The sequence below is a fragment of the Sphingomonas leidyi genome (genome assembly GCF_011761945.1).
Classification (GTDB): domain Bacteria; phylum Pseudomonadota; class Alphaproteobacteria; order Sphingomonadales; family Sphingomonadaceae; genus Sphingomonas; species Sphingomonas leidyi.
Map to the genome: position 1 here is coordinate 493,265 of NZ_JAASQV010000001.1, position 12,967 is coordinate 506,231.

The window sequence follows — 12,967 nt, forward strand, 5'->3', positions numbered from 1 at the left end:
TCAGGGGCGCCAGAACATGGCGTGGTGAGTCCCTGTCAGGCTCACCCGATCGACGAAGCCGAGCCGGTGGTACAGCGCGCGGGCGCGGGGATTGCCGGTCTCGACGCTGAGCGCGACGCCCTTGGCTCCGGCCTTGCCGGCCTGTGCCTGGATCCAGCGCAGCAGCGCGGTGCCGGTGCCGCTTCCCTGTGCCCCGGAGGCCAGCAGCACGTCGATGATCCGCCATTCGGGCCCGCTCCGATCGAGATAGAGCCGGCCCAGCGCGCCTCGCTTCGCATGGCCGAGCGCCCAGAAGTCCGCCCCGGCAAAGGCGCGGACATAGTGGAGGTGCTGGAGGCGGAACTGCTCCTGCAGGAAGGCTAGCTTCTGCGCCGCGGGCCAGGGCAACGGGGCGATATCCGCTGCCCGCGTTTCCGCATGGATCTGCGCGAAGAAGGGCAGGTCCGCCGGAGACGCGGGGCGCAGCGTCAGCCCGGCGGGCGGCCTAGCCGGCGGCGCGGCGGCAGGGGCGGGGAAGGGCGGCAGCGAATCGAACATGGCGTCATTCAAGCCGGAATGGCTCCGATCGTCGATGGAGGCGCTTCCCCTGGGCCGGCGGGCCGGGCAAGCTGCCAGTCGGCCGCGCCGGCATTCGTTCCGGGCGCGGGAGAGGGAGGATGGCATGCGTCTGGCGACGGCGGAAGATTTCGAACCCTGGGTGGGGCGCAAGGTCCGCCTCAACACCCTGCCCGATCCGGTGGAGATCACGCTGGTCCGTATCGAGCGCCGGCCGGGGCTGATCGGCATCGATACGCGGCCGCCCTTTTCGCTCTTCTTCGAAGCGCCGCGCGACGTCTATCTGATGGATGCGTCGTACGAGATGGATTGCGGCCGGGGCGGTCCCCACGAGATCCTGATCAGCCAGCTCGTCCCCACGGACGCGGCGCGCCACTATCAGGCGGTCTTCTCCTGATCGGCCGGCGGCCGCCGCCGGGGCCATGAAAAAGCCCGGCCGCGCCGCTGCCGGAGCAGCGTGCGCGGCCGGGCGCATTTCCGCGTTCCGGCTCAGTTCCGCGACGGGAAGACGCCTTCCAGCGCGATGTTGGTCTGGATGCCGAGATAGGGCTGCATGACCGGAACCGGCTGGCTGCCGCCGCTATTGGCGACGGTCACCGTGCCGCCGCCGCCGCTGCCGGTGATGTTCAGGCCGCCCAGGTTGATCGGGGTGGTGCCCGACTGGCCGGCCGGCACGTAGAAGGTCGGCGTGACGCTGCCCGAGGAATCATTGGCGACGCCGAGGAATGAGCCGTTGGCCGGGGCCGCAGTCTCCGCGGCGAGCGCGCCGGTCATTGCCTGGAGCGTGCCGGACACCCCGCCGCCGGACGGCGTGAAGGTGGCGAGGTGATTGTGGATCGGCATCTGCAGGATGCTCAGGACCTCGCTGTTCACGCCGCCGATCTGACCGAGGACGATGGGCGTGAGGCCCGGACCAGTGCCCTGGCCGACAAAGACGCGGCCGCGCGAGTCGGGAATACCGAACGTACTCACGCCGTTCCCGCCATAGACGGTGCCGAGCAGCGAGAACAGCGCCTGGTTCTGGTTGATCGACATGATCTGGCCCTGGCAAGGTGCCCAGCCGCGCGGTGCGAAGTTGAAGCCGACCTGCATGATCTGGCCAATATAAGGTTCAGACATTTTGCCCCTCCCGATTTGAAGCGGGGCGGACGGTAACTCAAAAAATGGCGCTCGTCCCACCCCGACTGCCGAATCGGACCAAAATCATTTAAGGAACCGAATTGGTGTAATTTATTGGGTGCGTATTCCTGTCCAATCTAAAGTCGGGACACTGGTGCGCGATTGCATGTCCCTGAATATACATGCATAACATCGGGAAAATTTCCGATGCGGTCGCCTGTATTGTTGTGTGCGTAATCGGAATGTCACGGCGGTTGGGATGCTGCCGTTTCGCCGGGCGAAGCTCCGGCGCGGGGATGTCGGGGGTCGGGGGATATGAAGCAGCTTTTCGCGCCGGTGGCGGCCCTTTCGGGGAGCATTGGGCGTAACCCGCGCATGGTGGCGCGGGCCTCGAGGCAGTCGTCACGGGCCGCGCCGATGACCTGGCTTCCCGATCTCGCTTCGCTGTGGGGCAAGGTCCGGCACAAGGCGCATGCCGTGGTGCTCGCGCTGTCGGCGGCCCTGTTCCTTCTCTCGCCGATCGCCGCCCGGGCCGCCGATGGCGATGGCTGCAACTATCTCCGGAACAATCCCAGCTTCTACGACAATGCCGACTATAGCGTCAGCAGTTCGGGCACGAGCACCATCGCCAATCAGGCGCCGGCCGGGCCGCAGACCGGCATCGTCAATTTCGCCGCCGGAACCATGTTGTACTACGAGTACACGGTTTCCAACTCGGCAGTGAATGCCAGGCTGAATCGCGCGCCGCTCACCGGTATCGCCACCGTCTTCGTCGATACGAACACCAGCGGCAGCGGCTCCCTGGCGTTGCCCGTGGACACGCGCTCCATTGCGGCTTCGGCCTATGTGCCGGCCGCCGGATCCGGCACCGTGACCTGGACGATCTATTGCGGCGTCCGCGCGACCCAGGCCGTCGCCTCGGCCAGCGGCACGGTGGGCTCGCCGATGAGCTTCACGCCGGTCACGGCGTCGTTCGGCCGCGGAAGCTACAGCTATGCGCTGAGCGGCGGCACGCTGCCGACCGGCCTTTCGTTCAATACCAGCACCGGCGCGATCACCGGCACGCCGACGACCGCGCTCGCCGCCACCACCTTCACCGTCACGGTGACGCACCAGGGAACGGGGTCCGCGTCCCAGACCTTCCTGCTCACCGTCAGCGCGCCGGTGCCCACGGTCAGTGCCGTCTCCCCGGTCTCCGGCCCCGTCGGGGGCGGCAACTCCGTGACGATCACGGGTACGGGCTTCTCCACGGCGAGCAATACCGGCGCGGTGCTCTTCGGCGCGACGCCCGCCGGGCCCTATTCGATCGACAGCAATACCCAGATCACCGCGACGGCGCCCGCCGGCACCGCGGGCACGATCGACATCACCGTCACCACGCCCGGCGGCACCAGCACGACCAGCGCGGCCGATCGCTATACCTATGTCGCGGCACCCACGGTGACGGCAGTGTCGCCGATAGCGGGCCCGACGACCGGCGGCACGTCGGTGACGATCACCGGCACCGGCTTCCTGGCGGCCGCATCGACGGGGGCGGTCAAGTTCGGCGCCGGTGTCGCGACCTATTCGATCGTCAACGACACCCAGATCACCGCCACCTCGCCCAGCGGCACCGCGGGCTTGGTCAACGTCACCGTCACCACGCCCGGCGGCACCAGCGCGATCAGCGCGGCGGACCAGTTCACCTATGTCGCGGCACCCACGGTGACGGCAGTGTCGCCGATAGCGGGCCCGACGGCCGGCGGCACGTCGGTGACGATCACCGGCACCGGCTTCCTGGCGGCCGCATCGACGGGGGCGGTCAAGTTCGGCGCCGGTGTCGCGACCTATTCGATCGTCAGCGACACCCAGATCACCGCCACCTCGCCCAGCGGCACCGCGGGCCCGGCCGACGTCACCGTCACCACGCCCGGCGGCACCAGCGCGATCAGCGCGGCGGACCGGTTCACCTATGTCGCGGTGCCCACGGTGACGGGGCTGTCGCCGATAGCGGGCCCGACGGCCGGCGGCACGTCGGTGACGATCACCGGCACTGGCTTCCTGGCGGCCGCATCGACGGGGGCGGTCAAATTCGGCGCGAATGTCGCGACCTATTCGATCGTCAACGATACGCAGATCAACGCTACGTCCCCCAGCGGCGTGGCGGGTCCGTTCGACGTCACCGTCACCACGCCCGGCGGCACCAGCGCGATCAGCGCGGCGGACCAGTTCACCTATGTCGCGGCGCCGACGATCGGCGCGCCTTCGCCGGCGAGCGGCCCGGCGGCGGGCGGCACCGCGGTGACGCTGACCGGCACCAATCTGACCGGCGCGACGCTGACGGTGGACGGCGCATCCGTGACGCCGACCGGCAGCACCGCGACGACGCTGACCTTCACGACGCCGGCGCATGCCGGAGGCGCGGTCAATGTGGTCGTCGCCACCGCGGGCGGCTCGGCCTCGACCAGCTTCACTTATGTCGCGGCACCGGTCGCCAGCAGCTTCACGGCATCCGCGGTCGCGTACAATGCCGCGGGCGTGACCTTCAGCGCCGCCGGCCATGCGACGAACAGCCCCACCAGCTTCGCGGTGGGCTCGGCCACGACGGCCAATGGCGGCACGGTCTCGATCGATTCGGCCGGGCTCGTCACCTATGGCGCGCCCACCGGGTTCCGCGGCAACGACAGCTTCACGTTCACGGCGACCAACCTGGGCGGCACGTCCTCCCCGGCGACGGTCACGGTGCCGGTGAGCAACCCCACGCTCTCGTCGTCGCTCACCGGCAGCGGCACGCGCGGCATCGCGCTCTCGGGCGTGCAGATCAACACCAGCGGCGGCAGGGCAACCTATAGCTGCGCGCCGACGCCGGCCTCGGGTGCGCTGCCCGCGGGCACGCAGATCAACCCCGATTGCTCCGTCAGCGGCACGCCGGCGGCGAGCGGCAACTTCACCTTCGCCGCCACCGTGACGGACAGCTCGTTCGGCACCGGCCCCTTCACCCAGACGACCGGCTCGCTCTCGCTCAGCATCGCCGTGCCGACGATCGGCCTGTCGCCGGCCGCCGGCCCGCTGCCGGGCGGCACCGTCGGCACCGGCTATTCGCAGAGCTTCACGGCGAGCGGCGGCACGTCGGGCTATAGCTATGCGCGCAGCAGCGGCACGCTGCCCCCGGGGCTGACCGTGGCGGGCAACACGCTTTCGGGCACGCCGACCACCGTGGGCACGTTCAATTTCGACATCACCGCGACCGACAGCTCGACCGTGGGCAGCGGCGGACCCTATTCCAAGACCCTGGCCTATAGCATCGTGGTGGGCTCGGGCAGCCAGACGATCAGCTTCGGCGCCCTGTCCAACATCTCGCTGTCCTCGTCTCCGCCGCCGCTCTCGGCCACTGCCAGCTCGGGCCTGACGGTCAGCTTCGCCTCGACCACGCCGAGCGTCTGCACGGTCTCTGGCACCACGGTGACGCTGGTCGACAGGGGCCTTTGTTCGATCACCGCCAGCCAGGCAGGCGACGGCAACTGGAGCGCGGCGAGCAACGTCGTGCAGAGCTTCACGGTGACCCCGGCCACGCTGGTGATAACGCCGGCGGCCGCGACCGGCCTCCAGGTGGGCGTGTCCTATTCCCAGGCCAACACGGCCACGGGCGGCGTCACTCCCTATACCTATTCGCTCAACGCCGGCGCGTTCGTGCCGGGCACGAGCCTCAATTCGATGACGGGCACCGTCTCGGGCACGCCGACGGTGGCGGGCAGCTTCAGCTATATCGTCCAGGTCTCCGACAGCCAGGGACCGGCGGTGACCGCGACAACTCCGGTCACCACGGTCACGATCGCCAAGGGCAACCAGACGATCAGCTTCACCTCGACCGCGCCGGCCGGCGCGACGGTGGGCAGTCCGGCCTATGCCGTGACCGCGAGCGCCAGCTCGCTGCTGGGCGTGAGCCTGAGCTCGACCACGACCGGCGTCTGCACCCTGACGGGCAACACGGTGACCTTCATCGCCACCGGCACGTGCATCATCAACGCCAACCAGGCCGGCGACACCAATTGGAACCCGGCGCCCCAGGTGCAGCAGAGCATCACGGTCGGCGCGGCGCAGACCGTCACGGCCTCGCTCAGCTTCTCGCCGACCTCGCTCGGCGTCGGGGCGAACGGCACGCTGACCATCACCTTCGCCAATCCCAATGCCTCGGCCACACCGGACGTCGCGCCGCTGCTTACCGGTTCCGCGCTGCTGAGCCGCGTGAGCGGCGCGCCGGGCGGCAGCTGCGGGGCCACCGGATCGGATGCGGGGGCGAACTATCAGTTCGGCAACTTCGCCATCCCGTCGAGCGGCTGCACGATCACGCTCACCTATGCCGGCGTGACAGCGGGCTCGTCCTCGGGCCTGGTGCTCGGCGCCTTCACGCCCAGCGGCTATCCGACCACGCCGGCAGCGCCGAGCAATGCCTTTGCAGTGGTACCGACGGTCACGGGGCTCTCGCCCAATTCGGGCCCGGTCAGCCAGGTGGTGACCGTCTCGGGCACCGGCTTCAGCACGACGCCGGGCAACAACATAGTGACCTTCGGGACGGCGGGGACCGGCACGGTCACCGCGGCGAGCGCGACGTCGCTCACCGTCACTGCGCCGGCCGCCGGCACGGGCGCGCAGCCCGTCACGGTCGGCGTCAACGGCCAGACCAGCGCGAGCCCGTACAGCTACACCTTCATCGCGCGGCCGAGCGCGGCGGACGTCAGCGCGACGGTACCCTATAACACCGCTACCCCGATCGACCTGTCGAGCGCAGTCTCCGCGGGCGGCCCGCACACCAGCATCGCGATCGCCGTCAATGTGCAGCACGGCACGACCAGCATCGCCGGCGACACGGTGACCTATACCCCGACGGCGGGCTATATCGGGCCGGACAGCTTCACCTACACCGCAAGCGGTGCGGGCGGCACTTCGGACGTGAAGCAAGTCAGCATCACGGTGGTGGCCCCCGCGGCGCCGGTGGCGAATCCCAAGAGCGGCGTCGCGATCCCGTATAACGGCACCGGCACCCCGATCGACCTGTCGGGCTCGATCACCGGCGTGCATGGCAGCATCGCGGTCGTCACGGTGCCGCAGCATGGCGCCTATGTCGTCACGGGCGACACGGTGACCTACACGCCCAATGCCGGCTATTACGGCGCGGACAGCTTCACCTATACCGCGACCGGCCCGGGCGGGACCTCGGCCCCGGCCAGGGTGGACGTGACGGTGGCCACGCCTCCGGCGCCGACCGTAGCCAACAAGAGCGTGGCGGTGCCCTATGCGAGCACCGGCACGGCGATCGACCTGTCGACCTCGATCACCGGCGTCCATGCGAGCATCGCGGTCACCAGCGGTCCCGCGCACGGCACGGTGACGATCGCGGGCGACGTGGTGACCTATACTCCGGCCGCCACGCACTATGGGGCGGACAGCTTCACCTATACCGCGACCGGCCCGGGCGGCACTTCCGCCGCGGCGACGGTCACGCTGACGGTAGCGAACCCGCCGGCGCCGACCGTGGTGGACAAGCCCGGCGTGGGCGTGCCCTATGCGAGCACCGGCACGGCGATCGACCTGTCGGGCTCGATCACCGGCGTCCATGCGAGCATCGCGATCGGCACCAATCCGGCGCATGGCACGGTCACGATCGCGGGTGATGTGGTGACCTATACCCCGGCGGCGACCTATTATGGCGCGGACAGCTTCACCTATACCGCGACCGGCCCGGGCGGCACTTCGGCGCCCGCGACGGTGAGCCTGACCGTGGCAACCCCCGCGGCGCCGGTAGCGGCCAACAAGCCTGGCGTGGGCGTGCCCTATGCAAGCACCGGTACGGCGATCGACCTGTCGGGCTCGATCACCGGCGTTCATTCGAGCATCGCGATCGGCACCAATCCGGCGCATGGCACGGTCACGATCGCGGGTGATGTGGTGACCTATACCCCGGCGGCGACCTATTATGGCGCGGACAGCTTCACCTATACGGCGACGGGACCCGGCGGCACCTCGGCTCCGGCGACGGTGAGCCTGACGGTGGCGACGCCCGCGGCACCGGTCGCAGCGAACAAGAGTGGCGTGGCGGTGCCCTATGCGAGCACCGGCACGGCGATCGACCTGTCGGGCTCGATCACCGGCGTCCATGCGAGCATCGCGATCGGCACGGCGCCGGCGCACGGCACGGTGACGATCGCGGGCGATGTCGTGACCTACACCCCGGCTGCGACCTATTATGGCGCGGACAGCTTCACCTTCACGGCGACCGGCCCTGGCGGCACCTCGGCCCCGGCGACGGTGAGCCTGACCGTGGCGACGCCGCCGGCGCCGATCGTTGCGGACAAGAGCGGCGTGGCGGTGCCCTATGCGAGCGCCGGTACGGCGATCGACCTGTCGGGATCGATCACCGGCGTGCGCGGCAGCATCGCGATCGGCACGGCGCCGGCGCACGGCACGGTGACGATCGCAGGCGAGGTCGTTACCTATACGCCGGCCGCGACCTATTATGGCGCGGACAGCTTCACCTATACCGCGACCGGCCCGGGCGGCACTTCGGCTCCCGCGACGGTGAGCCTCACCGTGGCGACGCCGGCGGCGCCGACCGCGGCCAACAAGAGCGGCGTGGCCGTCGGCTATAACAGCGGCGGCACGCCCATCGACCTGGCGCCTTCGGTCACCGGGGTGCACAGCACGCTCACGGTCGTCACGGCGCCGGCGCACGGCACCGCCACGGTCAATGGCGATGTGGTCACCTATACCCCCACCAGCGGCTATTTCGGCGCGGACAGCTTCGCCTATACCGTCACCGGCCCGGGCGGCACGTCCGCGGCGGCGACGGTGAGCCTCACCGTGGCGACGCCGCCGCCGCCGAACGCGGCGCCGGGCACCTCCACGGTCGCGGGCAGCACCACGCCGGCAGGGACGAGCGTCCAGATCAACCTCTCGGCACTGGTCACTGGCGTCTATGACTCGATCCAGATCGCCAGCCAGCCCGCGCACGGCACGGTCACGCTGAGCGGCGGCGCCGGGCCGAGCCTGACGCCGGTCGCCGTGGCGCCGGCCTCGCCGACCATCGCGACCTACACGCCGGCCGCCAATTATTCGGGCACCGACAGCTTCACTTATGTGGCGGTCGGTCCGGGCGGCACCTCGGCGCCGGGCACGGTGACGATCACCGTGGTCGGCCAGGTGCCGGTCGCCGCGCCCAAGACGGCGACGGCGGGCGATGGCCAGATGGTCTCCGTGATGCTCACCGACGGGGCGGTGCGCGGGCCGTTCACCGGTGCGAATGTCGTGAGCGTGTCGCCGGCCAGCTCGGCCACGACCGCGATCGTGGCGGCCGGCAACGGCGCCTATCGCCTCGACGTGACGCCGAACAACCGCTTCGGCGGGCAGATCGTGGTCACCTATACGCTGAGCAACGTCTTCGGCGCTTCGGCCCCGTCGACGGTCACGCTCACCGTCCAGGCGCGCCCGGATCCGCGCAACGATCCGGATATCGCCGCGATCAGCGATGCGCAGGCCGAGACGGCCCGCCGCTTCGCCCGGGCACAGGTGTCCAACTTCATGCGGCGCACCGAGCAGCTCCATAACGGCGGCGGCAGCACCGGCCTTGCGATGGGCGTGACGCTGGCCTCGCGCGACGGCTCGGCGCCGATGCAGCGGCCCGACGACAAGAACTGGGGGCTGGCCATCACCGAGCGGATGCGCGTCTCGGGCGAGGATCCGGCGATCGGCCAGTTCGCCAACAATCCGCAATCGCCGCTCTCGCGTGCCGACCAGCTCGGCTATGGCCGGACGGTCGCCGGCACGGGCGCGGCGAGCGGTGCGGCCGGCAGCCCGGGCGCACCGGGCAAGGGCGCGGTGGACGAGGACGGCAATCGCCGGGTCGGCTCGCTGGCCACCTGGGCGGGCGGCGCGATCGATATCGGCACCCGGGACAAGCGGACCGATCGCAGCAAGATCACCGCCACCACAGCGGGCCTCAGCGCCGGTGCCGACATCAAGCTCTCGGAGGGCGTGTTGGTCGGCCTGGGCGGCGGCTATGGCAATGATCTGAGCCGGATCGGCACCGCGGCGCAGGTGCGCGGCACCAGCACGATCTATGCGGCCTATGCGAGCATCCAGCCCGCCAGCGGCACCTTCATCGACGGCATGATCGGTCGCGGGCAGCTCGATTTCACCACCCGGCGCATCGCCCAGGCAGTGAACGCGACGGCGCGCGGCAGCCGTGACGGCAGCTACACCATCGCCGCGATCTCGCTGGGGATCGATCGGGCGGGCGGGCCGCTGCAATGGTCGGTCTATGGCCGCGGCGAGTATATGGACGCGGATCTCGATGCCTATGCGGAGAGCGGCGCCGGGCGCTACAATCTGCGCTTCGACGCCCGCCAGGTGCGCTCGATCACCGGCACGATCGGCGGCCGCCTGCAATATCGGCAGAAGACGGGCTTCGGTTCGATCACGCCGCGCCTGCGCGCCGAGTGGAACCATGAGTTCGCCAATGTCGATGCGCAGTGGCTCGACTATGCCGATATCCCGGGCGCGGCGATCTATGCGCTGGCGGGCAATGGCTGGAAGCGCGAGCAGTTGCAGCTGAGCTTCGGCACGCGCTTCGACATCCTGAGCAGCGGCTGGTCGTTCGACTTCGAGACCGGGTTGCGCGCGGCCCAGGGCGAGAAGGCCGGCACGCTGCAGCTCCGCCTGTCGAAGCGCTGGTAGGGGAAGGGGCCCGGACCGGTTTCGCGGGGCTTTACCGCCGCGGCGGCGGGCACCGGGGTCCGGCCCGGGGCTCGCCTAGGGCCGCAATCGCGCGAGCGCGTCGGCCAGCTGGGCCTCGCGATAGGGTTTCTCGATCATCGGCACGTTCTTGCCGAACCCTTCCGGCGGAGCGCCATAGCCGCTGGCGAAGGCGAAGGGCAGGCCGCGCGCCCGCAACGCCTCCGCGATCGGGGTGCTGCGTTCTCCGCTCAGGTTTATGTCGAGGATCGCCACGTCGAAGCCGCCGCCTTCGGCCAGCGCCAGCCCGTCGGCCAGCCTGCTCGCCGGGCCGATCGTTTCGCAACCCAGCGCTTCGAGCAGGTCCTCGAGATACATGGCGACCACCGGCTCGTCCTCGACGACGAGCACGCGCAAGCCGCGGAGCCCGCTCACGCGGCCCCCTCGGGCAGCGGGGCGTCGACGATGCAGACCAGCCCGTCCGGGCGGAATTCGATGCGCACCGTGCCGCCCAGTTCGGCGGCGAGGCCGCGTTCGATCATGCGCGTGCCGAAGCCGCGCCGCGTCGGCGCCACGACCGGCGGGCCGCCCGCTTCCTCCCAGCGCAGCGCGAGCCTGGCGACGCCGCCGACGTGCGCGCGCCGCCAATGGACCGCGATTCGCCCCTCGGGCCGTGACAGGGCGCCATGCTTCACGGCGTTGGTCGCCAGCTCGTGGATGGCCAGCGCCAGGCTGATTGCGGTCTTGGGCTGGATCGACAGGTCCGGCCCGTCCAGCGCGAAGCGGCTCGGCTCGCCGTGCGGGCGCAGGGCATCCTCGATGATCCGGCGCATCGAGACCAGGCCCCAATGCTCGCGCGTCAGCAGATTGTGCGCCTCGGAGAGCGCGGCCAGCCGGCCTTCGAACGCGGCACGGGCCCGGGGCGGGGGCACATCGTCCTTGAAGCTCTGCCGGGCGATGCCCTGCACGATCGCCAGCGTGTTCTTCACCCGGTGGTTCAGCTCGTCGATCAGCAGGCGGAGATGCGCTTCCGCGCGCTTCGCCTCGGTCATGTCGCGCCCGATGGCGTGCAGCGCCACCGGCCGGCCCTGCGCATCGAGGTTCAGCCGCGAATTGACTTCCCAGATCAACTCGCGGCCATCCTTGGCGCGCAGTTTCAGGGTCAGCCGGGTCGAGCCGCCATGCTGCAGCTTGCGGTTGAACGCATCCATGCCGATCGCGAACTGGTCCTCGTCCATGAAGTCGCGGATCGAGCGGCCGAGGATCTCGTCCTCGCGATAGCCTATCGCCTCCACCACCGCCGGATTCACCGAGGTGACCCGATTGTCGAGCGTCGTGGTGATCAGGAAGTCGTTGGCCTGTTCGAAGATGGTGCGGAAGCGCGCCTCGCTCTCGCGCAGTTCCTGTTCGGCGCGCTTGCGGTCGGTAACGTCGAACGAGACGCCGACGAAGCGGCTCGGCCGGCCGTCGCCATAGTCGATCCGGCTGCCATGGCTCTGCAGCCAGCGCTCGGCACCATCCTCGGCACGCACTATGCGATAGGTGATCGCATAGGGCTCGCCCGCCGTGAAGCAGCGCATCGCCGCCTCCCGCACCATTGCCCGGTCGTCGGGATGCGCGCGCGCGATCCACTCGTCGAAGCTGCCGCGCGGATCGGGCCGGTGCGGCATGCCGAGCAGGTCGAAGCGGTTGGGCGACCAGGCGCCCTCCATCGTGTCGAGGTCCAGCTCCCAGGTGGCCATGCCGGCCGCCTCGGTGGCAAGGCGCAGCGTCTCCTCGCTCTTGCGCAGCGCATCCTCGTCCGCGCGGCGCTGGGTGACGTCCAGCGTCACCGACAGCACGCCGAAGGGTTCGCCGGTGGGCCGGCGGATCACCGCGACCGAATTGTTCACCCAGACCACGCCGCCGTCCTTGCGGACATAGCGTTTCTCATGGGTATAGGGCGTGCCGTCCCGCACCACCTTCTCGAACAGCGGCAAGTTGCGGGCGAGATCGTCCGGATGGGTGATCTGCTGCATCGTCATGCCGCCCATCAGCGCATCGCGGCTCCAGCCGGCTATCTCGCAGAAGCGATCGTTGACCAGCGTGAAGCGGCCCTCGATGTCCACCTGGGCGAAGCCGGCCGTGGTCTGGCTGATGAACGCCGAAAGCTGCGCCTCGCGCTCGCGCAGCGCGAGTTCGGCGGTCTTGGCCTCGGTTACGTCATGGGCGACGCCGATGAAGCCGATATGATGCCCCTGCGCATCCCGGCGCGGCTGCGAGGTGGAGTGGAGCCAGCGCCACTCGCCATGGACGTTGCGATAGCGCCCCTCGAGCTCGAAGGTGCCGAGGCTCGCCTCGCCGGCCACCGATTGCGCAAGGACCTGGGCGGCATCGTCCGGATGGATGATCCGCCGCCAGTCGAAGTCGAGCGCCTCTTGATAGGAGACGCCGAGGAACGCGACATAGGCGCGATTGACGAAGCTGCGCTTGCGATCCAGCCGAGTCACCCAGACGGCGACGGGGGCGCTGTCCGCGATCATGCGGAACTCGTCCTCGCCCACCGGAAGCGGTTCGGCCGGTGCGTCGGTCATCGGGGCCCGATGGA

General features: G+C 69.9%; 6 protein-coding genes. 2 read left to right on the top strand and 4 right to left on the bottom strand.

Translation table 11 applies throughout. From position 1 onward, the window contains the following. Entirely contained in the window at positions 1-537 is a 537-nt protein-coding gene (locus FHR20_RS02580) for a GNAT family N-acetyltransferase (RefSeq protein WP_167298082.1), read from the bottom strand. A 124-nt stretch (positions 538-661) separates the two neighbouring features. On the opposite strand from FHR20_RS02580, the gene FHR20_RS02585 reads away from it, so the two are divergent. Then, positions 662-952, top strand: a complete 291-nt coding sequence (locus FHR20_RS02585) for a DUF6916 family protein (protein WP_167298083.1) — start codon at positions 662-664, stop codon at positions 950-952. Between the two features lie 92 nt (positions 953-1,044). Here the strand turns inward: FHR20_RS02585 and FHR20_RS02590 are convergent, their stop codons facing one another. Next, positions 1,045-1,674, bottom strand: a complete 630-nt coding sequence (locus FHR20_RS02590) for a phage tail protein (RefSeq protein ID WP_167298084.1) — start codon at positions 1,672-1,674, stop codon at positions 1,045-1,047. A gap of 417 nt (positions 1,675-2,091) precedes the next feature. On the opposite strand from FHR20_RS02590, the gene FHR20_RS02595 reads away from it, so the two are divergent. Further along, the gene (locus FHR20_RS02595) at positions 2,092-10,383 is read left to right on the top strand and encodes an Ig-like domain-containing protein (protein WP_167298085.1); all 8,292 of its coding nucleotides are present in this window, start codon (positions 2,092-2,094) and stop codon (positions 10,381-10,383) included. A gap of 75 nt (positions 10,384-10,458) precedes the next feature. On the opposite strand, the gene FHR20_RS02600 is transcribed toward FHR20_RS02595, so the two are convergent. Then, positions 10,459-10,815 carry a response regulator gene (locus FHR20_RS02600; RefSeq protein ID WP_167298086.1) on the bottom strand — a complete coding sequence of 119 codons (357 nt, stop codon included), beginning with the start codon at positions 10,813-10,815 and terminating at the stop codon, positions 10,459-10,461. Continuing rightward, positions 10,812-12,953, bottom strand: a complete 2,142-nt coding sequence (locus tag FHR20_RS02605) for a PAS domain-containing sensor histidine kinase (protein ID WP_167298087.1) — start codon at positions 12,951-12,953, stop codon at positions 10,812-10,814. Before FHR20_RS02605 ends, FHR20_RS02600 begins: the two co-directional genes overlap by 4 nt. Positions 12,954-12,967: the final 14 nt, after the last annotated feature.